The sequence below is a fragment of the Frankia sp. Cppng1_Ct_nod genome, assembly GCF_920656135.1.
GTDB lineage: Bacteria > Actinomycetota > Actinomycetes > Frankiales > Frankiaceae > Protofrankia > Protofrankia meridionalis.
The window spans coordinates 13069-37277 of the sequence record NZ_CAKKTK010000010.1 but is presented as its reverse complement, the minus strand read 5'-3'; the positions used below and the strand labels follow the sequence as shown (position 1 = coordinate 37277).

General features: G+C 69.0%; 15 protein-coding genes, 1 tRNA gene and 1 pseudogene. 7 read left to right on the top strand and 10 right to left on the bottom strand.

The window, feature by feature from the left end:
- Window positions 1–84 precede the first annotated feature (84 nt).
- The 6 genes from NBW77_RS05180 to NBW77_RS05155 form a co-directional block, all read right to left on the bottom strand.
- Window positions 85–1104 carry a homoserine kinase gene (locus NBW77_RS05180; RefSeq protein WP_242606056.1) on the bottom strand — a complete coding sequence of 340 codons (1020 nt, stop codon included), beginning with the start codon at window positions 1102–1104 and terminating at the stop codon, window positions 85–87.
- On the bottom strand, window positions 1101–2216 hold the full coding sequence (gene thrC / locus NBW77_RS05175; protein ID WP_131748500.1) for a threonine synthase: 1116 nt from the start codon (window positions 2214–2216) through the stop codon (window positions 1101–1103). The genes NBW77_RS05180 and thrC overlap by 4 nt, the downstream gene beginning before the upstream one ends.
- A 20-nt stretch (window positions 2217–2236) precedes the next feature.
- The gene (locus NBW77_RS05170) at window positions 2237–3520 is read right to left on the bottom strand and encodes a homoserine dehydrogenase (RefSeq protein WP_131748363.1); all 1284 of its coding nucleotides are present in this window, start codon (window positions 3518–3520) and stop codon (window positions 2237–2239) included.
- A gap of 10 nt (window positions 3521–3530) precedes the next feature.
- The gene (gene lysA / locus NBW77_RS05165) at window positions 3531–5048 is read right to left on the bottom strand and encodes a diaminopimelate decarboxylase (RefSeq protein WP_131748365.1); all 1518 of its coding nucleotides are present in this window, start codon (window positions 5046–5048) and stop codon (window positions 3531–3533) included.
- 5 nt (window positions 5049–5053) lie between these two features.
- Window positions 5054–5986 (bottom strand): DALR anticodon-binding domain-containing protein, encoded by a 933-nt coding sequence (locus NBW77_RS05160; protein WP_131748367.1) that lies wholly within the window; start codon window positions 5984–5986, stop codon window positions 5054–5056.
- 115 nt (window positions 5987–6101) lie between these two features.
- A complete protein-coding gene (locus NBW77_RS05155; RefSeq protein WP_131748369.1) occupies window positions 6102–6491 on the bottom strand; it encodes a response regulator transcription factor in 390 nt (129 codons plus the stop codon).
- 72 nt (window positions 6492–6563) lie between these two features.
- Here NBW77_RS05155 and NBW77_RS05150 point away from each other — a divergent pair.
- The 3 genes from NBW77_RS05150 to NBW77_RS05140 all read left to right on the top strand — a co-directional run bounded on the left by NBW77_RS05150 (window position 6564) and on the right by NBW77_RS05140 (window position 8258).
- Window positions 6564–6635: transfer RNA gene (locus NBW77_RS05150), tRNA-Arg, on the top strand.
- Window positions 6636–6834: 199 nt separating this feature from the next.
- Window positions 6835–7101 (top strand): hypothetical protein, encoded by a 267-nt coding sequence (locus NBW77_RS05145; protein ID WP_131748371.1) that lies wholly within the window; start codon window positions 6835–6837, stop codon window positions 7099–7101.
- A gap of 116 nt (window positions 7102–7217) precedes the next feature.
- Window positions 7218–8258, top strand: coding sequence for a glycoside hydrolase family 16 protein (locus NBW77_RS05140; protein WP_165486275.1), 1041 nt, complete (start codon window positions 7218–7220; stop codon window positions 8256–8258).
- A gap of 96 nt (window positions 8259–8354) precedes the next feature.
- Here NBW77_RS05140 and NBW77_RS05135 read toward each other — a convergent pair whose 3' ends face one another.
- Window positions 8355–9311, bottom strand: a complete 957-nt coding sequence (locus NBW77_RS05135; protein WP_349816966.1) for a CAP domain-containing protein — start codon at window positions 9309–9311, stop codon at window positions 8355–8357.
- Between the two features lie 222 nt (window positions 9312–9533).
- Between NBW77_RS05135 and NBW77_RS05130 the strand changes: the two genes are divergently transcribed.
- Complete coding sequence (locus tag NBW77_RS05130; RefSeq protein ID WP_131748375.1) at window positions 9534–10418, top strand: class I SAM-dependent methyltransferase; 885 nt, start codon at window positions 9534–9536, stop codon at window positions 10416–10418.
- A gap of 44 nt (window positions 10419–10462) precedes the next feature.
- Here NBW77_RS05130 and NBW77_RS05125 read toward each other — a convergent pair whose 3' ends face one another.
- Window positions 10463–13993, bottom strand: coding sequence for a UvrD-helicase domain-containing protein (locus tag NBW77_RS05125; protein ID WP_250279352.1), 3531 nt, complete (start codon window positions 13991–13993; stop codon window positions 10463–10465).
- A 349-nt stretch (window positions 13994–14342) separates the two neighbouring features.
- Here NBW77_RS05125 and NBW77_RS05120 point away from each other — a divergent pair, with 349 nt between their 5' ends.
- From NBW77_RS05120 to NBW77_RS05110, 3 genes and pseudogenes are all read left to right on the top strand, one after another.
- A complete protein-coding gene (locus tag NBW77_RS05120; RefSeq protein WP_250279351.1) occupies window positions 14343–19373 on the top strand; it encodes a PDDEXK-like endonuclease domain-containing protein in 5031 nt (1676 codons plus the stop codon).
- A gap of 426 nt (window positions 19374–19799) precedes the next feature.
- Window positions 19800–20471, top strand: a complete 672-nt coding sequence (locus NBW77_RS05115; protein ID WP_131748377.1) for a DUF1003 domain-containing protein — start codon at window positions 19800–19802, stop codon at window positions 20469–20471.
- Window positions 20472–20552: 81 nt separating this feature from the next.
- Window positions 20553–21434 (top strand): annotated as a pseudogene (locus NBW77_RS05110) (D-alanyl-D-alanine carboxypeptidase family protein); the annotation flags it as partial.
- A 428-nt stretch (window positions 21435–21862) separates the two neighbouring features.
- Here NBW77_RS05110 and NBW77_RS05105 read toward each other — a convergent pair.
- Together NBW77_RS05105 and NBW77_RS05100 are read right to left on the bottom strand one after the other, a co-directional pair.
- Window positions 21863–22972: a YihY/virulence factor BrkB family protein gene (locus tag NBW77_RS05105; RefSeq protein ID WP_242606062.1), complete on the bottom strand. Its 1110-nt coding sequence runs from the start codon at window positions 22970–22972 to the stop codon at window positions 21863–21865.
- A gap of 147 nt (window positions 22973–23119) precedes the next feature.
- Complete coding sequence (locus NBW77_RS05100; RefSeq protein WP_131748383.1) at window positions 23120–23992, bottom strand: SDR family NAD(P)-dependent oxidoreductase; 873 nt, start codon at window positions 23990–23992, stop codon at window positions 23120–23122.
- Between the last annotated feature and the right edge of the window lie 217 nt (window positions 23993–24209).

Below are 24209 nucleotides of genomic sequence, written 5' to 3'. Positions count from 1 at the left end.
GGCCGGCAGGGCATTTCGGGCAGTAGACGGTCGGGCGATAGACGGTCGGGCGATAGACGGTCGGGCGGGCAGGAGCTGGTGGCGTCAGCCCGCGACGACCTCGACCCGCGCCCCGTCGCGGTCGACAGCCAGGTCGAGCACGGTGAAGCCGCTCCCACCGCATTCACGCGCAAGCGCAGCCTGATCCTCACCGACGGCCAAGGCCAGCACCGTCGGTCCCGAACCCGACAGCACGGCGGCCAGCCCTGCCGCACGCAACCGCCCGATCAGGTCACGGGTTTCGGGCATGGCCGGCAGCCGGTAGGGCTGGTGCAGCCGGTCGTCGGTGGCCGCCACCAACGCCTCCTGCCAGGACGCCGTGTCCAGCCGACCGCCACGGGGCAGACCATTTCTATTCGGACTATTACCCGGCTCACTATCGCCGGGCTCACTATCGCCGGGCTCGGACAGCAGTGTCCCGGACATCGCCATTGCCAGCAGGGCGGCTCGACCCGCGTTCGCCGCCGCGTCGACATGAGGCACATCCACCGGCAGCGCCACCCGCGACTCGGACGTGAGTTGACGACGGCCGGGAACGAACGCCACCGGCCGCAGGTCAGCCGGGGGTGCGGTGCGTGCCACCCGCGCAGCGCCGGTACCGTCATACCAGGCAACGGTGAAGCCGCCGTACAGGGCGGCGGCGACATTGTCCGGATGCCCTTCGATCGCGCAGGCAAGGGCGAAGACGTCCCGGGTGCTCAGTCGGGCTTCACCGAGGGCGGCGGCGGCGATCAGGCCCGCCACGATCGCGGCGGCCGACGAGCCCAGGCCACGACCGTGCGGGATGCGGTTGACGCAGGTGAGGCGCAGCCCCGCCGGTGCGAGGCCGAGCGCGGCGAAACCGGCCCGCAGGGCACGCACGACCAGGTGGGTCTCGTCCCGTAGGCCGTCGTCCTCCCCGGTCACGTCGATCGACAGGTCGGTGCCGGTGACCGCGACCGTCAGCTCGTCGTACAGGCCGAGCGCAAGACCGCAGGCGTCGAACCCCGGACCGAGGTTGGCGCTGGTCGCCGGCACCCGCACCCGCACCGCCATCGGGGCGGCGACCCGCACCGGACGGCTCACGACCGCTGCAGGTCGAGGGCGGCAGCCGCGGCCACCACTGTCGCCGGGATGGTCACCGGTTTGGCCGCGCCGCTGATCGCCCAGTCGGGATCCTTGAGACCGTTGCCCGTCACCGTGCAGACAACCCGCTCGCCGGCCTCGATGAGACCCGCGGCACACGCCTGGAGCAGTCCCGCGATGCTCGCGGCGCTGGACGGTTCCACGAACACGCCCTCCCGCCGCGCGAGCAGGCGGTAGGCCGCCAGGATCTGACGGTCGTTCACCGCGTCGATCGAACCGCCGGATGCGTCCCTGGCATCCAGGGCGAACTCCCACGACGCGGGGTTGCCGATCCGGATCGCCGTGGCGATCGTCTGCGGTGCGGTGACCACGCTGCCCCGCACGATGGGCGCGGCACCGGCCGCCTGGAAGCCATGCATACGGGGCCGGCCCGAACCGTGGCGGGTGTCCTCCTCGACGTAGCCACGCCAGTACGCGGTGATGTTCCCGGCGTTTCCGACCGGCAGGCAGTGGACGTCGGGCGCCGACCCCAGATCCTCGACGATTTCGAAGGCCGCGGTCTTCTGCCCCTCCAGACGGAACGGGTTCACCGAGTTGACGAGGGTCACCGGGAAGGTGTCGGCGAGCTCACGGGCGACCCGCAGGCAGTCGTCGAAGGAACCGTCGAGCTGGAGGAGACGGGCCCCGTGGACCAGCGCCTGCGCCAGCTTCCCCAAAGCGATCTTGCCGCTGGGGACGAGAACAGCGCAGGTCAGCCCGGCCCGAGCCGCGTACGCGGCAGCACTCGCGCTGGTGTTACCCGTGGACGCGCAGATCACCGCCTGCGAGCCGGCTTCCACCGCGCGACTGATCGCCATGGTCATCCCACGGTCCTTGAACGATCCGGTCGGATTGGCACCCTCGACCTTGAGATGCACATCACACCGGGTCAGCTCGGACAGATGGGGCGCGGGCAGCAGGGGGGTACCGCCCTCTCGGAGGGTCACGACCGGCGTCTCCGGGGAGACCGGAAGCCGGTCCCGGTACTCCTCGATCACACCCCGCCACACCCGCCGGACCGGGGTCTCACCACGAGCTCCCGTTTCGGTTGTCCTGGCCACCGGTGATGTCATGGCTGTTTGCGATGCCATCGTCACAGCTCGCCTCCCTCGACCCGCATGACGCTCGCGACCGCACGCACGACGTCCAGTTCCCGCAGCTCCTCCACAGTCGCGGACAAGGCCGCATCGGTGGCGGTGTGTGTGATCAGAACGAGACTGGCGTCGTCACCGTGGCCGTCCTGACGGACACTCTGTATGGACACGTCCTGACGGGCAAAGGCAGCGGCAACCGAGGCGAGCACCCCGGTCTTGTCCGTGACATCCAGGTTGATGTGGTAACGCGTCACCGTTCTACCCATCGGCAGAACCGGCAGGTCAGCGTAAGCGGACTCGCCCGGACCCCGACGGCCGCTGAGGCGGTTGCGCGCCACCGCGACAAGGTCGCCCAACACCGCGGACGCCGTGGGCGAACCACCCGCCCCACGACCGTAGAACATCAGCTGCCCAGCCGCCTCCGCTTCGACGAAAACAGCGTTGAACACCTCCCGGACCCCGGCCAGCGGATGCGACCGGGGAATCATCGCGGGATGCACCCGCACGCTCACCCCCGGCGTGTCCGGTGAACGTTCGGCAATGGCGAGGGCCTTCACCGTGCAGCCCATCGCCCGGGCGCTGGCGATGTCCGCGGCGGTGACGTTGCCGATACCCTCCCGGTAGACGTCGTCCAGGGTCACCCTGGTGTGGAAGGCAAGCTGCGCGGTGATCGCCGCCTTTGCCGCGGCGTCGTAGCCGTCGATGTCCGCGCTCGGGTCGGCCTCCGCGTACCCGAGCGTGGTCGCCTCCTCCAGCGCCTCCGCGAATCCGGCGCCGGTCTCATCCATCCGGGTGAGGATGAAGTTGGTGGTGCCGTTGACAATGCCGAGGACACGCCGGACCCGATCCCCCGCGAGGCTTTCCCGCAGCGGACGCAGCAGCGGGATCGCACCGGCGACCGCGGCCTCGTAGTACAGGTCCACGCCGTTCGCGGCAGCCGCGTCGTGCAACTCCGCGCCGTGGGTGGCCAGCAGCGCCTTGTTGGCGGTCACCACCGACTTTCCCGCGTGCAGCGCCGCCAGCAGCCAGCTACGGGCCGGTTCGATGCCGCCCACCACCTCCACGACGATGTCGACGTCGTCACGGGTTGCCAGGCCGTACGCGTCCGTCGTGAAGACCGCCGAACCGACCGGCAGGTCCCGGGCCAGGGACAGCCGGCGGACTGCGATACCGGTGAGCTCTAGGGGCGTGCCCACCCGGGCGGTGAGGTCCTCGGCGTGGGTGTGCAGCAACCGGACGACGTCGCCGCCGACCACACCGCACCCGAGCAGCGCAATCCTCATCGTGGGTTCCTCATCGTGTGTCCGCACCAACCCCGTCGACCCCGCTCCGGTCGACCCCGCTCCGGTCGACCCCGCTCCGGTCGACCCCGCTCCGGTCGACCCCGCTCCGGTCGACCCCGCCCTCGTCGATGTCAGCCTCGGCTTCGTCGACGTCGAGGCGCAGCAGGTCCGCCTCGGTCTCCCGGCGGACGATCACCCGTGCCCGCCCGGCCCGGACCGCGATCACCGGCGGTCGGGGAACATGGTTGTAGTTGCTCGCCATCGACCGGTGATAAGCCCCGCTCGCCGGCACCGCGACAAGGTCTCCGGGCTGGACGTCGACCGGTAGCGCGACATCGTGCGCGACCACGTCGCCGGACTCGCAGTGCTTGCCGACAAGCGTCACCAGGTGCGGGGCGGACGAACTGCGCCGGGACACCAGCCGGGCGGTGTAACGCGCGTCGTACAGCGCGGTGCGGATGTTGTCGCTCATCCCGCCGTCGACGCTGACGTAGGTGCGCAGTCCGGGCAGTTCCTTGACCGTCCCGACCTCGTACAGCGTGATCGCCGTGGGGCCGCTGATCGCCCGGCCGGGCTCGACCGCCAGTCGCGGGACGGCGAGTCCGGCCGCCGCGCACTCCTTCCCGACGATCGTGCGCAGCCGGTAGGCGACGTCGGCGACGTCGAGCGGCGCGTCCTCGCTGGTGTAGGCGATACCGAGACCACCGCCCAGGTCGAGTTCGGGTAGTTCGACGCCATGGGTGTCACGAACGGCTGCGAGCAGCCCGACCATCCGGTGGGCGGCCAGCCCGAATCCGGCGGTGTCGAAGATCTGCGAACCGATGTGGGCGTGCATCCCGGCGAGTTCCAGGTGTTCAGACGCGGCCAGCACCCGCCTGATGGCCTCGGCCGCAGCACCGCTGGCCAGCGAGAAGCCGAACTTCTGGTCCTCCTGCCCGGTGGCCACGTAGTGGTGGGTGTGGGCTTCCACCCCGGGCGTGACCCGCACGAACACCCGCTGGCGCACACCGGCGTCGGCCGCCACCGCGGCCAACCGGGAGATCTCCATGAACGAGTCGACGACGATCCGCCCGACCCCGTAGGCGACCGCGCGCCGCAGCTCGGCTCCGGACTTGTTGTTGCCGTGGAAGAGCAGCCGCTCGGGCGGGAAGGCCACCGCCTCGGCGACCCCCAGCTCCCCGCCGGTGCAGACGTCCAGGCAGAGCCCCTCATCGGCCACCCAGCGGGCGATCGACCGGCACAGCAACGCCTTGCCTGCGTAGTAGACGTCACCGTCGGCGAAAGCGGAGCGCCAGGCCCGGCAGCGGGCCCGGAAGTCGTCCTCGTCCAGGAGGTAGGCGGGGGTGGCGAACTCGGCTGCCAGCGCGTCCACACGCAGCCCGCCGACGCGCAGCACACCGTCGGCGTCGAGGGCCGCCGACGCCGGCCACAGCCCGTCCTCGAGCTGCTGGGTATCAGGCTGCCGCTGAGCTTCGCACGAGGCCACCTCAGGTGAAGCGGCGTCAGGTACGTGGACCTGGTCGGGCACGGCAGTCACATCCTCGTCGGAGCCGACACGCCCAGCAGCCGCAGGCCACCCGCGAGCACCGCTCTGGTCGCATCGGCCAGTACCAGTCGCGCTCCGGTCAACGCGCCCGTCTCCTCGTCCCCCTGAGGCAGTACCCGGCAGGCGTCGTGGAACCGGTGGTAGGTGCCGGCGAGTTCCTCCAGGTACCGCGCCACCCGGTGCGGTGCCCGCAGCTCGGCGGCGGACTCGACGACCCTGGGCAGTTCGCCCAGTGCCCGCAGCAGGTCGCCCTCACGCGGATGGATCAGCAGCGACATGTCCGCGCCTTCGACGTCCACGGAGAGTCCCAGCTCACCGGCGTTACGCAGCAACGAACAGATCCGGGCGTGGGCGTACTGGACGCGGAAGACCGGGTTGTCACCGGTCTGCCGGGCGATCACATCCAGGTCGAGGGTAGGCGCGCAGTCCGACGACGCGCGGACGAACGAGTAACGCGCGGCGTCCACGCCGACCTCGTCCGCGAGGTCCTGGATGGTGCGCAACGCCCCCGCTGGCTTCGACATCCTCACCGGCTGACCCGCACGGGTCAGCGACACCACCTGCCCAATGATCACATCGGTGGTCGTCGGATCATCTCCCGCCCGCAGGACCGTCCGGGCGATCTCCCCGAGGGCCGCGCCGGCCAGTCGGATGTTGAGGAAACCCGGCCCGGCCACGTCGACACCGGCCACCGCCCCGTCCCGACGGAGCCGGACGGCCACCGTCTCGGCCACCTCACGGGGCGGGCGTCGCGCGGAACGGGCAAGCTGCAGCGCGAGCGGCGTGGCGTAGTCGCCATGGTCGGCCATCTTGGGACGCTCGACCGGCACCATCGCGGGAACCACCATGTCGAGCTCGCCGTCCGCTACAAGTTCCCGGACGACGGCCTTCAGGGTTTCAGCGAGGTCGGCGGGGGTCATGGCGTGATGCTATCGGCGCGGGACGCCCGAACCGGTCGCCGTGGCGTCATGAACCACATACTTGATCGCCCGGTCCGCCCGGCAGGGCACCGGAACGCCGAAGTGACCTGCCGTACTAGACGGTCTGGCCGTGGCCGGCAAGCCTGCGCACGACCCCGATCAGCTCGTCCGGGTCGAAGGGCTTGGTGAGGTAGTAGTCGACGCCGAGCCGCTCCCCCCGCTTGAGGTCCGCTGCCTGGGCGCGCGCGGACAGCATGATCACCCTGACGTCCGCCGTGTCGGGGTCGTTGCGCAGACGCGTGATCACGTCCCATCCGTCCAGGTGGGGCATCATGACGTCCAGTGTGATCACGTGCGGTGCGACGTCCCGTACCCGCTCGAGGCAGTCCAGGCCGTCGATCGCGGTATGCACCTCGAAACCTTCGAGCTCAAGGTTGACCACCACGAGCTGACGGATCACCGCGTCGTCGTCGACGACGAGGACGCGCGGGGGTTCGCAGTACACATCCGGAGCTTACGGCTCCCGGCCGCATGACAACCCCCGTGGCCCTGGTACGGTGTCACTGCTTGCCCTGATGCCCCCGTAGCTCAGGGGATAGAGCACCGCCCTCCGGAGGCGGGTGCGCAGGTTCGAATCCTGCCGGGGGCACCTAGTAGAACCCATGAACATCAATACGGAACGTGGGGTACCTCAGCCGACGTCGAGGGAGCCTGCAGCCATGATCGGCACGACCAGGTCTTCCCATCGCTGTCCGAGGCTGCGGCCACCGCGCGGGTCCTGCTCGCCCGAACACCCTACGGCGGGCCGGCAGCAGCGCCGGGCCACCCGCTCACACAGGCCATAGCCGATGCACAGCCTCCGCCTGAACCTGCTGACCCTCTACTCCTCCACCATCGCCGACTGCCAGGCCTTCCACGAAGGTCTCGGCCTGGTATCCACCGTCGAGCGCCACCGAGACGGCCCCGAACACGTCGCGGCCACCCTAGCCGGCAGCCACAACCACCGAATGCGGCCGGCCCCCGGCCGGCATCTGCTGCACGATCCGGACGATCACGCTGTCAACGTCACGGTGCTCAGCGGAACGGACAAAAAAGAGCACACCGAATCAGCATAGATAGCTAATATGTTGTTGCTTCAGTGGTCAACCGTTGTTCACCGATACTGGGAGCTCATGGCAGAACGTGCTAGCGTTCCTGGTGCCGGAGGGGACCGGACATATAAGGATTTGTTTTGTCAACGAACCTTTCCCCCGTATCGACCAGCCTGAAGTTCCGAGCCCGGTGGCGGCTCGTAGCCATGACGCTGTCGCTACCCATCGGTGTCGGTCTCGCGGCCTGCCAGGCCCCGAAGACATCCGCGTCAGCAGTGGATTCGACACCCCCGACCTCAATGGCGCAGCGAATCGCCGCGATACAGCCGGCGACTTCGACACCCGCGGTCGCAGCCACGTCACCCGCACCCGCGACCCCGCCCGCGGCGACGCCGAAGTCGCCGTCGAAGCCTTCGAGTCCGGCGGCTACCGCCTCGTCTTCCGCCCTGTCACTCACCGCCGCATCCACCAAGCCCCCAGGACTGGACAGCACCTGGAGCCTGGCATTCGACGACGACTTCGACGGAAGTTCCCTCGACACGGGCAAGTGGGTTACCAACATCTGGCAGGGTAACCGCTGTGGTGCCAACATCGGCACTCACGGCGCGCAGGACTGCTACTCACCCTCCGCGGTGACGCAAAGCAACGGAAAGGCGCATCTCACCGCCACCAGAAACTCCTTCAACTTCAACGGTTCCATATTTCCGTACACCAGCGGCATCATCAACAGTGACCAGAAGTACTCCTTCACCTACGGCTACGTGGATGTTCGCGCCAAGCTGCCGAAGGGTAAGGGGCTCTGGCCCGCCATCTGGCTGTACAACCCCGCCTACACCGTCGATGAGATCGACCTCATGGAATTCATCGGCGAGGACCAGGCGACCGTCTACCAGACGCTGCACGACAGGAACGGCGGCGAAAACCAGTTCAAGGGCAAGAACACGGACTGGAGTGCCGACTATCACAACTATGCCGTCAATTGGCAGCCCGGATCGTTGACCTTCTACATCGACGGCGTCGAGACGGGTCGGCTGACGAACCTGGTTCCTTCGGAGAAGATGTATCTCATGGTGAACCTGGACGTCGGTGGACCTTCCAGCTGGGGCGGCGCAGCCGACAACACCACCGCCTTCCCGAGCACCGTGGACGTCGACTACGTGCACGTCTACCAGCAGCACTAGGTCGACAACCGGAACAGCCGCCGGAAGGCGCTCGAACGATTGCACCCGACAGGGCTGGTCCTGACCGGATTTCTCCGGATACCAGGCTGACCGATTTCATGCGGGAGTGCCGAAGAGCTGCGTCCAGTAGGTGCCGTAGCTGCCGCCGCGGGCACAGCCGACCCCGATCTGGGTGAACTCGCCGTTGAGGATGTTCTTTCGATGTCCGGGGCTGTTCATCCAGCCGGCCACCACCTCGGCCGGGCTCTGCTGGCCCGCGGCGACGTTCTCACCCAACATGCGGTAACGGTAGCCGGCCGCGGTCGCGCGGTCGGACATCGTGCGGCCATCCAGGCCGACATGGTCCATGTAGCTGTTCGCCGCCATGTCCTCGCTGTGCAGCTGCGCCGCCAGGGTCAGGCATGCATCCGGTGTCAGCGGCCGCGCGCCCACCTTTGCCCGCTCGGCGTTCGTCAGCACGGCGACCTGCCGCACCACGTCCACAACAGCAAAAGCCGGGCCGGCAGGTGGACGGCCCACCGCCTGCCCCACCGCCTGCCCCACGGCCCGCTCCGCCGCCGGAGCACTGCCGTCGTCGTCGACCTGGACGCCGAAGTCACGGGCCAGTCCGGCCAGGCCGTCCGCATAGCCCTGACCGAGCGCCCGTATTCTCCAGCCGACCCCACGCCGGTAGATCTCAGCCAGCAGGAGAACCGTCTCGCTGCCTGGCCGCAGCGGGGTGAACCGCGCGAGCGGGGACCCGTCCCGACCGCGCAGGTGCATCACCGGTGGCGGCAGCTGCCCGAGCACCAGCCCGGCTGCGGCCGGGCTCACGACGACCACCGCCCTGCTGGCTCCGGGACGCAGCCCGCCCGGGTCGATGCCGATGCTGTCTCCGTCGAGTCGGGCACCGGGCGCGCAGGGCTGGTTGAAGAAGACGAAATCCGCGTCCCCGGCGACCTTCCCGTCGTCCCCGGTGATGAGAACCGACAGGTCGAAGGGGCCGGGCACCCGGACCGACAGGGCGCCGTCCGGTAACGGCCGGTTCGCACCGGCAACCAGCTCGATCATCATGACTCCGGGATGTGTCGACGCCGATGTCCGGACAGGCCCAGGGCGATGCGATCACCGCACCTCGCCCATCGCAGCAGGCCCCGGGATGCCGGCGCGCAATCAGCATGTCCAACCGCACGGCGGTTCGACCGCACGGCCAGGATCGGTAGATCTTGCACACATGCCCCTAACCGGAGGTAACCTCACATTTTGGCAACGGCGTCGGATGTTATTGTCCCCCGCATGGCCGAGACGGTGTCCGCCCCGCGGGGTTCTTCATCCACCCCTGACACACCTGCCGCACCCAGCGGGAAACCGTCCGACGCGTCCCGGCCGGGGCAGGTACGGACCTCGCCGGAGCGGGTACCGGCCGCCCCGGCCGCGGTGCCGAGCCGGCCGACGCCCGTGGCCGGCACCTCCATCGGACGATCCGTCAGGCTCTTTCGCGCCTGCCGCCGCGAACAGGTCGATCCCGCCGGGTTCTATTCGCTGCTCGCCGCCGACTCGGTGCACCAGCTCAGCCAGTTCACCTCTCTCACCGGGGCACTCATCCTGGACGTCGGAGGCGGCCCGGGCTACTTCCGCTCCGCCTTCCAGCAGGCCGGCGCCCGCTACTTCTGGGTCGAACCGGACATCTCCGAGATGAGCGCAGGCGGCATCGTGGAGCCGGGTCGGGTACTCGGCAGTGCTCTGGACATGCCATTCGCAACTGCCTCGGTGGACGTCTGCTACTCGTCGAACGTCCTCGAGCACGTGCCGGACCCATGGCGGATGTGCGCGGAGATGGTGCGGGTCACCCGACCCGGCGGTGTGATCTTCCTGAGCTTCACCAACTGGCTGTCGCCATGGGGCGGCCACGAGACCGCGCCATGGCACTACCTCGGCGGCCACCGTGCGGCCCGGCGGTACGAGCGCCGCACCGGCGTCCCGCCCAAGAACCTCTACGGCACCAGCCTGTTCTCCGTGTCGGTCACGGATGCCCTGGCATGGGCGCGCGCCCGGGAGGACATCCAGATCATGGACGCGATGCCGCGATATCTCCCGACCTGGGCAAAGCCCATCCTGCGGGTTCCAGGCGTGCGGGAGATCGTCACCTGGAACCTCGCGATGGTCTTCCGCAGACGCTGACCGACGGACTGGTCGGACAGGCGGACTGGTCGGACAGGCGGCCGTCAGACCAGCCGAAGCTGGCGTCCTTCCTTCGCGCGGGCCGAGCGGGACTTGGCCGGACCCGAACGCCGCTGGAGCAACGGGGCGTCGAGGCCATCTAGGAAGGGCGACGGCCGCACCTCGAGCACCTGACCGCCCCTGCCACGGCGAGCCGCATGTGTGAGGACGAGCCGCTCTTTGGCCCGGGTCATGCCGACGAACAACAACCGGCGCTCCTCGTCGTCCCCGCCGTCATCCCGCCCGGTGTCATCCCGCCCGGTGTCACCCCACCCGGTGTCACCGCCGGGCGAAGATCCGGATGCGGATCCGGATGCAGACGTGGACATGGACGTGGAACCGACCGAAGATCCGGACGTGGATGCGCCCGCCCAGCGCAGCGGCACCAGGCCGTCCTCACAGCCGATGATGACGACGAGGCCGAACTCCAGACCCTTGGACGCGTGCAGCGTCAACAGCGATATCCGGTCCGCGCGCGGGTCGAGGGTGTCGACCTCTGCACCCAGCGCGATCTCGGACCGGAACCGCTCCAGATCATCACCGCACTCGGTGGCGAGCGGCACCAGAATGTCGAGCCCGTACCGGATCTCGGCCTCGTTCGGAGATCCGGGAGATCCGGGAGATCCGGCCGCGGTCACCTCGGCAGCGCCGTCGATCGCCGTCTGCGCCGCGGCACGCAGCCGCGCAAGGACAGTCCGCCGGTGCGCCGACAGATCGGCGTCGTGCCCGCCGACAAGTTCCAGCAGACGCGCGACGCCAGGCGCATCCGCAAACCGGTTGTGGGACCGCCGTTGGAACGGGAACCCATGCCGATCAAGGGCGTCCATCACCGGCCGGGCCTGGCGTGCGGTGCGGTAGAGCACCGCGATGTCGGCGAAGGACAGCCGGGCCTCACCCGTCGAGTCCACCCCGGTGTCGAGCGCGTGGAAGGACGTGCCGCCCAGCGCCTCCTCGATGATGCTCACCACGACCGCGGCCTCCTCGGCCTCACCCGCGGCACGGCTCAGCACCACCGGGGTCTGGTCGGGGTGCGCGCCCACGGCCGTCAGCGTCCGGCCGGGTACCAGCGTGACCGGCTCGATCAGGCGAACGGCGGCGTCCACGATGGATGACGTGGAGCGGTAGTTGCGGGTCAGCGAAACCATCCGGGCGTCCGGGAAATCATCCCGGAAACGCAGGAAGAAACCCACGTCCGAGCCCCGGAAGGAGTAGATGGCCTGGTCCGGGTCACCGATCGCGCACAGGTTCGCGGCCGGCCAGCCACCCGTATCCGCGCTGGCGGGGCGCCCCGCCAGCGCGGTCAACAGGACGTACTGCAGTTCGTCCACATCCTGGTACTCGTCCACCCACAGATGCCGCCACCGCTGCCGATACGACTCGGCCAGCTCGGGATGTTCCCGCAGTGCCACCACGGGTAGCTGGACGAGGTCATCGAGATCCACCAGGTTGCGGCCACGCAGCGCCTGGTCGTAGCGGTCCGCCGGCCCGGCCAGCTCATGGCCGGCCGCGGACTCGCCGAGAGCGCGGGCACGCCGCAGTACAGCCATCTTGCGCCTGATCCGCTCCAGGTTCCGCACGCCCGAGACCGTCCCGGCCATCGCCTCCCGCAGGATCTCAACGCGGGTCGCCTCGTCCGCGACCCGGACGTCGGCATCCAGACCGAACAGGGCGTGCTGGTCCCGGACAATCCGCAGGCCCAGCCCGTGGAACGTGGTCGCGAAGACGCCTGCCGCCCCGTCCGTCCCCTCGTCGGGAAGAAGCCTGCCGAGTCGGTCGCGTAGTTCGGCGGCGGCCCGCCGGGTGAAGGTCACAGCCAGGCATTCCTCGGCCGGCACCGCGTGCTCCCGGACCCGGTGCGCGATGGAGTGGACCAACGTGCGTGTCTTTCCCGTACCCGGCCCGGCGACGATCAGCAGGGGGCCTTCGGTGACCGCCGCGGCAGCACGCTGCTCGGAATCGAGAGCATCAAGGATCGACGACCCGACCGACGACCCGGTCGAACCGGTCGACGACCCGACCGAACCGGTCGACGACCCGACCGAACCGGTCGAACCGGTCGAACCGGTCGAACCGGTCGGATCAACCGGGCGTCGCGCAGGACCCTGCGCCCGATCCGCGGTGGTGCCTGCCGCGGGTGAGGCCAATGGTGCCAGGGCGGTCCGTGCACGGCGCGCACCCCCGTGTCCGACACGGGTGCGGGTACCGGCGGACGTCCCCGACTTCACGGCCGTGGACGTCCCCGGGGCGGGTGCGAGGTCGAACAGGGTACCCGCGTCCGAGGCAAGCTCCTTCGGGTCGAACAGGCGGATGACGCCGTACTCGCCGTCGAAGCCGGCTTCGCGGATCACCTCCTCCCGCCGCAGCCGACGGATGGCTTCGACCAGCGCGGACGAGCCGACCTCACCGATCGCCTCGAGCGGGACCTCACCGAGGATCTCAAGCTCCGGCCCGAGCCGGGCGGTCAAGGTCGTGACCTGCGCGGCCACCGCCTTACTCTTCGGCCCGACCCCGAGGATCTCCCCGACGACCTCGGGCAGGGCGACCAGCGAACGCACCTCGCCCGCGGTCGCCGGGCGGAATCCCTCGTCGCGATCGGCAAGCGCGTCCACCCGGTGCAGGACACCGACGGTCAGCGGACGCCCGCACTCGGGACAGCGACCGTCAGCCTCCCGGGTCTGGCTCGGTTCGTAACGCACTCCGCACTTGCGGTGACCATCGAGGTGGTACTTGCCCTCTTCCGGGAAGAACTCGATCGTGCCCGCGAAGCCGTCCCCGCCGCGCAGTGCGGCAAGCATCGCGAAGTAGTCGACCTCGCAGGTGAACGCGGTCGCCTCCCGGCCGAGCATCGGCGGCGAATGCGCATCGGAGTTGCTGACGAGGCGGAACCGGTCGAGTCCAGACAGCCGCCAGAACATCGGCGGGTCCGCGGACAGGCCCGTTTCCAGAGCGAAGATGTTGTCGGCAAGGTCGAGGTAGCAGTCCTCGATCGCGTCGAAGCCGGACTTCGAGCCCAGCACGGCGAACCAGGGGGTCCACACGTGGGCCGGCACCAGGTAGCAGCCCTCCCCCGCACCCAGAGTGATCTCCAACAGGTCACGGGAGTCCAAGCCCAGGATGGGTCGCCCGTCCGCGGCGAGATTACCGATCTTCGCAAGGCTCGCGGTGATGCGCCCAGCGGCGTCGGTGTCCGGGGCGTAGAGAAGGTGGTGGACCTTGCGGGTCTTCTCCCCCCGCTTGTAGATCGTCGAGATCTCCGTGGAGAGCATGAACCGGGTCGCCACCCGGCAGGAGGCGGGCAGCGTCCGCAAGACGTCGGCCTCAAGGTCCGGGCGCAGCCGGAACAGACCGGGTTCGGCAGGTACGAGCTTGGTCGCGATCTCCTGCGTCCAGGCGGGGTGGGTGAAGTCGCCGGTGCCCACCACCCGGATCCCCTTGCGCGCCGCCCACCAGGCGAGATGCTCCAGGTCGCAGTCGCGGCTGCAGGCCCGTGAGTACTTGGAATGGATGTGCAGGTCGGCAAGAAACCGTGAGCTCACAGACGCGTATGTTGTCCTACCGCCATCCCCCTCTCCGCAACCGCCCTCTCCGTCCTGCTCGCATGGACCGGGCCGGGCCTGATGCGTAGGTGGTTTCAGTTGCTATAGCGACGGTTCCTACCTACGGATGTCGGTGAACCCCCACCGGCTGTAGGTGGAAACTGTCGTCATAGCAACGGTTTCCACCTACGCCTTCGGATGTCGCGCTACCCGGTACAACTCCGCCCGCACCGAAGGCGTCATTATTGACACGTTGCAACAGGGCGTGGCCGTCGGTGTGCACATCCGGCCTGACCGTCGGTTAAGCGGACGCCGCCGTCCGACAGGGACCAGCCGTCCGGAGAGGACTATGAGCGAACAAGCGGCAGGTCACGAGCTGCAACATCACGAAGAGCAGCGCCACGCCGTGCTGGCCGATCGGTGCCATCGCCTCGTCCGTTTCCTGCGCGAGATCGCGCTGCGCCAGGCTCCCCGGATCACCACGCTCGACGACCACCCGGTCGTGGTGTGGCTCGACGAGCTCCCCGATGGTCTGTCCCTGTTCGAACAGGCCGGAGGAGACGAGGTGGTACTCGAAGCGCCTGCCGCGGCAACCATCCCGTCCCCGCCCGCCCTGCCCGACACGCTGGCTGGATGGGTCGTCATGCCCGAGCCGGGCGAGCCACCCGAGGAGTTCCCGCCGCTGCGCGAGATCCGTCTGCTGCCACGGCTCGAACGCCGACCGGACGGCCTGCGCCCGCAGATCACCGAAACCGTCCGACTCGTGGACTCGCCCGACGTCCGGACCGCCTATGAACAGTGGCTTCCCACCTGGCGGATCTGGGCGGTCCGGGCCCGGGCGGACGCCGCGCGCCGGGCGCTGCACAACGTCCTGCACGGCGTGGTGCAGCGACTCGCGCAGGAAGGCGACGCGCTCGAACTCGTGCTCTGCACCGGTCTGCTGTCCTGGCAGGTCCCGGCGCCCGGCACCTCAGGAGGACCCGGCACCTCCAACCACGATCGCCCTGTCATGATCGTTCGCCATCACCTGCTCGCGACGAAACTGCTGGTGGAGGTGGACGCGGCCACATCCGCCATCCGGCTGCGCCTGCCTGCCGAGGCCGCGACCCGGCTGGAGGACGGGAACCTGCTCGACGGGGTACGCACCTTCCGCCCCGAACGGACCAACGCGCTGCACGAGCGGTTACGCGGACGCCGTGCCGTTCCCCTCGGCCTGGACGACGAGCGGGTACTGCGGGACTGGCTGACCCTTGCCGTGGATGTGTCCACCGACGGTTACTCGCCGTCCTGGCAGCCCACGGCGCAACCTGGCCCACGCCCGCAGGTGACCTTCGCCCCGGCACTGGTGCTGCGGGCCCGTGGACGCGCGGCGCTGCTGAACTACTACGACCAGATGCTGGACGCGCTGCGCGGCGCGGGCCGTCCTCCGCTCGGGCTGGTCCAGCTGGTCGAGACGTTGGAGACCGACGAACGACTGGCATGGCTGGCCACCGGTCCGGTGCCGAGCGGCACCGGCCTCGTCTCCGACCCGCTGTTCCCGCTGCCGGCCAATCCGGAGCAGGCACGTGTGATGGAACGCCTGCGGCACGACAACGGGGTGGTCGTGGAGGGACCTCCCGGCACCGGCAAGACCCACACGATCGCCAACCTGATGTCCGCCCTGCTGGCCCAGGGGCAGCGGGTGCTGGTCACCAGCCAGAAGGCACAGGCGCTGCGGGTACTGCGGGAGAAGATGCCTCCGGCACTGCAACGGCTGTGCGTCTCGCTCACCGACGTGAACGAGACCGGGTCGTCGGAGCTCGCGGCAAGCATCAGCGCGCTCGCGGCGGAGAAGGCCGCCTACCACGCCGAGGATCACAACCGCCGGATCGCGCAGCTTCGGGCCCGCCGGGACGCCGCCGCCGTGCGCGAGGCCGATCTCGGTGAGCAGGTGCGGCGGCGGCGTGCCGCCGAAGGTATCCGCCATGGCCCTGACGAGGTCCCGTCCGGTTGGGAGGGCACCACCGCCCAGATCGCCCGGCGGGTGCGCGATGGGCGCGCATCCCACGGATGGGTCCCCACACCCGTCCCCGGAGTCGGCGTCCGCAGAGCCGGTGGTACCGGCGGACCACCGTACGTACCACTGGACGCCGCCGAGACGGCCGAGCTGCTCGCCGCGCTGCGTTCCCGGACGCCCGGACGGGCCGGACGGCTCAGCCAGACCACCATCGATCCGGGCACGGTGACGCCGACCGACACCATCCGGGAACTGCTGGCCGCCGAGGGCGCCGCCACCGCGGTGGTCCGGGCGGGCGAGATCACCCTCACCGAGCCTGCGGTCGTCCTCGCGGACCGACTCGGCGGGCTGGCATCCGCGCAGGTGGACGCCTTACATGACGCAGCGGCCGTGCTCGTGGACGCGCTTGACATTGTTGCTCGCCACCGCGTCCGGTGGACGTGGGTGGACCAAGCCCTGGGCGACGTGCTCGCCGACCACGACACGGTGTTGTGGACCAAGGTCAGGTCGGTCTCGCCGGCCGTCGGGCAGGCCGCGGGCGCACTCGAACGGGTCGGGTTCCACAAGGTCGTCCTGCCCACCCTGACCGAGCAGGGGCCCGCCTGCCCCGACACGCTGCGAGCCGGCGGCCGGGCGCTGCAGGAACACCTCGCGGCCGGCCGTGGTCTGCGCCGCGTGTTCCGGCCGAAGGCGCAACGGGACGCGGCACTCCTGCTGACCGGGACGTCGGTCGACGGCGTCCCCCCACGGACAACCGAACTGCTCGATGTGGTACTCGCCCGGCTGACCGCCGAGGTCGCCCTGGCAACGGCCGGCCGGGCATGGAAGCTGGTCGGCGTCGACATCGACATGGACCCTGCGACCGCCCCTGAAACACGGCTGGCCCGCCTCCACGACCTGGCCGGTGCCCTCGACGCGGTCGGCAGGGTACGTGACGCCCGGGACCGTGCCCTCGATGTCACGTCATCGGGGAGCGTCACCGGCATGACGCTCACCGACGCACAGGCCTGCCGGGAGCTTGCCGCTGTCACCGACGTCGTCCGGCTGCGCCGGCGCGCCGCCGCGGCCGCCGAGGACCTGCGACGTATCCACAGCCGCTATGCGACGGCAGCTCGGGAGAAGGCCGGCCCGCCGGAACTGGGCATGCTCGCGGAGGCGCTGGCCGACTGCGACCTCGACGCCTACGAGGCGGCCCGCGCCGCGCTGGATGCGGCGGTCGTGGAGCGGGAGGTGGAGCTTCGGTGCAGCGCGCTACTGGAGCGCATCCGGGCCGCGCACCCGGAACTGGCCGTGATCCTGGCTGATGAGGTGGCCGTGGAACCGACCGGCGGGCCCGGTCCGACGGCGACCGGCCCGGTGGACTGGGACCACCGCCTCGGTTGCTTTGCCGAGGCATGGGGATGGGCATGCGCGGCGACCTGGCTGGCCGACGCGCGAACAGCATCCGGTGAATCCGACACCGACGCCGAGCTCGACGCGGCCGAGGACGCCGTCGCCGCCGCGACAGCCGACCTCGCCGGTGCACTCGCCTGGAAGCACTGCCTGGACCGGATGGGCGCCGAACAGTCCGCGGCGCTTCGCGCCTACGCCGACGCCGTCGCCGCGGGCGGAAAGTTCACCGGCCGTTACGCCGAGCGGTACCGGCAGGCGGCACGGGAAGCGATGGGTGTCGCCCAGACCGCCGTTCCCGCCTGGGTGATGCCGATCAGCGAGGTTCTCTCGACCATCCCGGCGGTTCGGGACTGCTTCGACGTGGTGATCGTCGACGAGGGCAGCCAGGCGGGGCTCGACAGTCTGTTTCTGCTGTGGCTCGCCCCTCGGGTGATCGTGGTCGGCGACGACCGGCAGTGCACTCCGACCGGTGCGACCTTCGACGAGCTGGAGCCGGTCTTCAACCGGCTCGACACGCTGCTGCCCGACGTCCCCGGCTGGCTGCGCGTCGCGTTCACGCCGCGTTCCAGTCTCTTCACGCTGCTGCGGACCAGGTTCGGCGAGGTCATCCGGTTACGTGAGCACTTCCGCTGCATGCCGGAGATCATCGAATGGTCGTCGGCGATGTTCTACCGGGACGCCCCGCTGGTGCCGCTGCGCCAGTTCGGCGCGGACCGGCTGCCACCCCTGCGCTCCCGGCACGTCCCGGGCGCGGTCACCTCCGGCGTCGCCGCCGGGTTGCGCAACCCGGCGGAGTCCGACGCGCTGGTGGCTCAGGTGCTCGCCTGCGCCGAGGACCCCCGCTACGACGGGAGGTCCTTCGGGGTCGTCGTACTGCAGGGCACCGCCCAGGCCGAACTGATCCGCGGCAAGCTGATCAGCAGGATGTCCCCGGCGGAGCAGCAACGCCGCCGGCTGCGGGTGGGGACCCCGCCGGACTTCCAGGGCGACGAACGAGATGTGGTCTTCCTGTCGATGGTCGTCGCGCCTGACACCCCCACGCCGTCGCTGACCCGGTTGGAGTACCAGCGCCGGTTCAACGTGGCCGCGTCCCGGGCTCGCGACCAGGTGTGGCTGTTCCATTCGGTCACCGAGGACGATCTGGAACCGGCCGACCTGCGCCACAACTACCTCAGCTACATACGCTCCCAGGTCCGGGCCACCGCCGGTGACTACACCGGTCCGGACCTACCCGGTCCGGACCTACCCGTGCCGGGCCTACCCGTGCCGGAGCTGACCGACGTCCGCCCGGACATCCCGCACCCACGGTTCGACACCCTGTTCGAGCAACGCGTCTTCCGGATCCTGTGCGGCCGTGGATACCGGGTACGGCCGCAGGTCGAGATGAACGGTCGGCGTATCGACCTGGTGGTGGCGGGCGGGCGGGCCCGCCTTGCGGTCGAATGCGATGCCGACACCGTCGCATCGCCTGAACAGATCGCCCACGAGTTCGCCCGCGAGCGGGAGCTGCGCCGCGCCGGGTGGCGCTTCTGGCGGATTCGCCAGTCGGACTTCGAGATCGATCCGGACGCTGCGATGACATCGCTATGGCCGATGCTGGCCGATGCCGGGGTTACACCGGTCACAACCGAGGCCGGGACAGGTAGAGATCCAGATATCGGCACCGGGTTACAGCCCGTTGGCCCTGGTATGGAGAAGAGCTCCGGGGACGCCCCGGACGGTGCGGCGGCCCGGGCGGCTCTACCGTCCTGCGGCGACCAGCGCCGTTGGACGCCGATCGCCCTGAGCGAGCTCGAGGGTCTCGACGATGTCCCTCGAAACGAGACCCTTCCCGCCGACACCCTCCGAAGCGGCACCTCTCCTGACAACGTCCCCGGCGGCCGGACCGCGCCCCACCGGTATGGCGAGGACGGCACCACCCCCCGACCGCGCCCGTCGGATGACGGCGGCGCAGGCTCGACGACCTGCGCGGGCAACGGCTCATCCTCCTGACCCGCAGCTGCCCGAGGCGAATCAGGGATGGTCGGTGGTCGGTGGTCGGATGGACCGGACCACATATCGGGGCCGCCGGCAACAGAAGTATCAAGCTCGGTTATCCTTGACAGGACACGCCTGATCTCTCTCCGGAGGACCAACGCGAGGAGGTGGCCGCTATGAGTCCTGGCGGGTGCTCTAGTAACGGCCGCTTCCTGCTGGCAGTGGACGCCGCGTAGCCTCACGCAACTGCGTGCAATCAGTCGTGGTTTACCACGACCGCATCCGCGTCCGCTGATCCAACCATGACAGCGCCCCAGCAGGCGCGGCCGTCCGCGTGCGTTCGTTCCGGCCAGGGCCACCTCACCGCGGGTGTGCCCTCATCGAAGTGCGCTCCCGCATCGTCGCCGCGGCGTGGCGTCAGCGTACGGATCGGGAACCTCCATGAGCGTCATGACCACACGCGGCTCCGCCGCATCACGGCTCGACGTACCGGTGTCCGGGCGGACCAGTCTGCTCCCAGCGGGGCTCGACCGGGAGGCATTCAGCCGCGTTGCCGAACTCGTGGCACGTTTTCTGGGTACCGCCCGGTACCTCGCAATCCAGACGGTGATCGTCATCATCTGGATCGGGCTCAACATCGCACTACCGATCCTGCGCTGGGACCCCTACCCGTTCATCCTGCTCAATCTGGCCTTTTCCACCCAGGCCGCCTATGCCGCTCCGCTGATCCTGCTGGCGCAGAACCGCCAGGACGACCGTGACCGCGCCGCTCTCGCCGAAGACAGGGCCGGGGCCACACGCATGAAGGAGGACACCGAGTTCCTCGCCCGCGAGGTGGCCGCGCTGCGGCTTGCGCAGGGGGACGCAGCCACCCGCACCTACGTCCGCAGTGAAATGGCCCACCAGCTCGAGTCGCTCAAAGCCGACATCGAGTCCCTGCTACGCGAGGCGCTCATCCCAACGTCTGGACAGTTGGTCCGGTCCGAGGCTGATGCGACCGTCGTCCCATCTCCGGGGGGTCTTCCCGCCAGGCTGATCGTGCCTGCCTCCTGGGCTGCGGGGACGGCCCCCCGTGACCCCATCGCGACACAGCGAGTAACCTACTCCCCATAATGAGTAACCGACAGTAACGTTCGCTAGGTGCCTCGGACTCGCCGACACTTCCCCTCAGCACCTGCGGACCGTCCGGCCGCGATGCTGGTCATCTCCCTGACGATCTGGCTGACCGTCGCCGTCTCGACCGCGGCGGTAGCCGCCCCCACCCCAACCACTCCCACCCCAACCACTCCCACCCCAACCACTCCCACCTCGGCCACTCCCACCTCGGCCACGACGGACCCGACCACGTCCTCGCCACCGAATTCAGTCGGAGGGCCGGAGCTGGCCAGCAGCGATGTCGTGGTGGACTCGCGGGCCACCCCACTTCCTCCGGACATCACCGCATCCAGCTGGGTCGTCGCTGACGCGGACACCGGTGCGGTGCTCGCGGCCCGTGACCCGCATGGTCATTATCTACCGGCCAGCACACTGAAAATTCTCACTGCCCTCGCCGTGCTGCCGCACCTGTCACCCACCCAGGAGATAACGGTCAGCAACGCGGCAGCGTCGGTTGACGGAACTCGGGTGGGGCTCGTCCCCGGCATGGCCTACACCGCCGCGGAGCTGGCCACAGCCATGCTCATCGCCAGCGGCAACGACGCCGCCATGACGCTCGCCGAAGCCGCAGGCGGCACCGATGCCACGATCGCGCTGATGAACCGGACGGCAGCGGACCTGAAGGCACGCGACACGTGGGCCGGGGATCCCAGCGGCCTGGACGCTCCAGGTCAGACAACCTCCGCATATGATCTTGCCCTGTTGGGTAGGGCCGCGCTGGCCAGCCCCGTCATCCGTGGCTTCCTTGCCGTCCCCCGAGCGGCCGTCCGGGGCCTCGGCGGGACATCCTTCGAGATCCAGAACCACAATGAGCTGCTCGGTTCCTATCCGGGAACGATCGGCGTCAAGAACGGGTTCACCACCTCCGCCGGCGCTACATACATCGGAGCGGTTCGGCGTGGCAGTCACACCCTCATCGTCACGCTCATGCATGACGTTCCGGTGTACGCCCAGGATGCCCGCGCACTGCTTGACTGGGGATTTGCCAATGTGGACTCGGCGACCCCCGTCGGATACCTCGTGACGGAGGATCGCAAAGCGCCCCGGACCACTCCGGCCCCGGGCGCAATACCCGCCGGCGGCCCGCAGCAGGTTGCCGCCGGCGGGGGCGCGGCCGGTCAGGATGACCAGCACCATCAGCGACACGCACTCAACCACGACATCGGACCGGCTACCTGGGCCGCGATCGTGTTCACACTCATGGTTGGAATTATTACTCTACGTCGTCGCCTGATACGGCGACGGTTGTTCCCCGGCATTAGCGCGCTGCCGGGCATGGCCGCTCGCCCCGTCGTCAGGACACCGCCGCCGTCCTCGCGGGAAGGTGCCAGCCGCATCCGACTCGTTGTTCATCGAACCGGCGACGACGGAACCTCGGTGGACCGCCGAGACACCGCTGTGGCCGGAGATCCCGCAGGTCCCGCACACGTTCCGCAGACAGCATCCGGCGTTTCCGACCTGCCGGTATCGGGCACGGTGCCGCCGGTGGGTTCCATCGCGGTGCCGACATCCATCGCGGTGCCGACATCCATCGCGGTGCCGACATCCATCGCGGTGCCGGATGGCGCGACATCGGACGAGTAAGGAGCGGTCACCGTCCATGCCGCCACAAACAATGTCCAGCGCATCACAATGTTGATCCAGATCAGCAGGCCGACCATCACCGCGAACGTCCCGTAAACGGGGTTACGGGTCGTCATGCCGATCAGCCAGGTCCCGACAACCTTGAGAATCTCCACCCCGACCGCACCCAACAATGCCCCCTTCGCCACTCGGTGCACTTCGGTGATTCGAGGCAGCCAGAGAAACAGGCAGAGAAAGAGCGCGACGTCCAGGGCCAGCGCGACAACGAGTGCGAGCAACGCTGTCACGGCAGCCGCGAGAACGCTGTCGGCCAGCCCGATCCATTTGAGAAACGCGCCCGAAACCGACGTCGCGAGACTGGTCACCGCGATGGACGCGAACACCGTCAGGCCGAGCCCGGCGAGGACACCGATGTCCTTCATGCGGCGTTTCACGACATTTCCGACGTCCACGCTGTGATGCCACACGATCCGGATCGCTTCCCGCAGCGCATCGATCCATGCCAACCCGGCAAACAGCAGACCGATCAGACCGATCAGACCGACACCGACCTTCGCGTTGCCGATACTGGCGACATCCAGTTTGTCCGCCAGACCCGGCAGATAGTTGTTGATCTGCTTGGTCAGTTCCTGCTGGACGTCCGGATAGGCGTCGACCACGAATCCCGTGATCGAGAAGGCCAGAGCGATCAGCGGAAAGAACGAAAGAAAGGCAAAATAGGTCGCGGCAGCCGCGAGACGGTCACCACCATCATCGGTGTACCGACGGTAGGCGCGCATAAAATGGTCGACGAAGGGTCGGCGACGGCGCATGGCACCGACCGCACCGGAGGCTGTCCGTGCACCAGAACGCATCGCATTGATCGATTTGGTCACCGATCCTTACTACCCACTCCTGACCTCACGGTCACCCCTGCCGTCGTACCTCACAGGCCACCGAGCCGCATCCAACGGGGTGGGGGTCCCGCCCCGAACGATCAGGACGAGACCCCCGGGCCGCTGCTCCGCGGACTGCTGCTCCGCTCAGGGATTTTCATTATCGCCCGCGAAGGCAGCCTGCTGAGCCAGTTCCCAACCTTCGGGGAACTGGATCGCGACGCGTCCCAGAGTGCCGCCATCCGTGGTCGGGAAGCAGACTCCGGACATGTAGGCGGACTCGTCGGAGGCGAGAAAGAGAGCGGCGTATGCGTTGTCGAGCAGGTTCGGTGGGCGACGCAGCTTCAACGGCATCGGGGCATAGGTCGGATCCCATGGGCCCGATACCTCCTCGTAGGACCTGCCGACCACCTCGGCGTCCGCCGGAAGGCCGAAGTTGACGGACATACCGTGCGTCGGGCAGATCGCATTGACCCGGATGCCATATTTGCCCAGGTCAAACGCGGCGCCCCGGACGAGCGCGTTCACCCCGCCCTTGCTCGCGGTGTAGATCGTGAAGCTCGGGTAGGCGGCCAGCGACGAAGCGGAAGACGTGACCACGATCGTCCCACCGCCCTGGTCCTTCATCACCCGGGCGGCATGCTTGATGGAGAAGAAAACGCCCTTGAGGTTCGTGTCGTGGACATGCGTCCAGCTCTCCTCCGTGGTGTCCTCGAGCGCCACGGTGCCCTGACCGGGCACTGTGACCCCGGCGTTCGCGTACATCACGTCGAGGCGACCGAATTGCCGGACCGCTGCGGCGACGGCCTCGGCCACGTCACTTTCCACTGTGACGTCGACCTTTAAGGCCACTGCCCGGCCACCCCGCTCGCCGATCAGGTCCGCGACGTCCTTCGCCCGCCGTTCGATGATGTCGGTGACGACGACGCTCGCACCCTCTCGGGAGAACAGCAGCGCGCTCTCACGCCCCAGTCCCGACCCAGCGCCGGTGATGACGACGACCTTGCCCTCAAGCCTCATCCTGTAGTCCTCCTGGTATCACGGAAAGCAATCTCGTGGAAATGGAAGGCGAATTCGATCATTTGACAGCGAGATCCCGCGTTCGGGACACGCTGCCGCACCGTCTCGTGTGCCTGCTTTCCAGGGCCGTGGGCATCTCCTCGGTGCTGTCGTCGGCCGGACTCCAGAGGATCCCTCATCGTCCAACGACTCCTCAGGCCGCCAGTAGTGTTGCGAA

Bases quoted from the DNA above. Each gene is read 5' to 3' on its own strand.
- thrC (WP_131748500.1), bottom strand. From the start codon at position 2,216: ATGACATCACCGGTGGCCAGGACAACCGAAACGGGAGCTCGTGGTGAG.
- NBW77_RS05170 (WP_131748363.1), bottom strand. From the start codon at position 3,520: ATGAGGATTGCGCTGCTCGGGTGCGGTGTGGTCGGCGGCGACGTCGTC.
- NBW77_RS05160 (WP_131748367.1), bottom strand. From the start codon at position 5,986: ATGACCCCCGCCGACCTCGCTGAAACCCTGAAGGCCGTCGTCCGGGAA.
- NBW77_RS05145 (WP_131748371.1), top strand. From the start codon at position 6,835: ATGCACAGCCTCCGCCTGAACCTGCTGACCCTCTACTCCTCCACCATC.
- NBW77_RS05135 (WP_349816966.1), bottom strand. From the start codon at position 9,311: ATGATGATCGAGCTGGTTGCCGGTGCGAACCGGCCGTTACCGGACGGC.
- NBW77_RS05130 (WP_131748375.1), top strand. From the start codon at position 9,534: ATGGCCGAGACGGTGTCCGCCCCGCGGGGTTCTTCATCCACCCCTGAC.
- NBW77_RS05120 (WP_250279351.1), top strand. From the start codon at position 14,343: ATGAGCGAACAAGCGGCAGGTCACGAGCTGCAACATCACGAAGAGCAG.
- NBW77_RS05115 (WP_131748377.1), top strand. From the start codon at position 19,800: ATGAGCGTCATGACCACACGCGGCTCCGCCGCATCACGGCTCGACGTA.
- NBW77_RS05100 (WP_131748383.1), bottom strand. From the start codon at position 23,992: ATGAGGCTTGAGGGCAAGGTCGTCGTCATCACCGGCGCTGGGTCGGGA.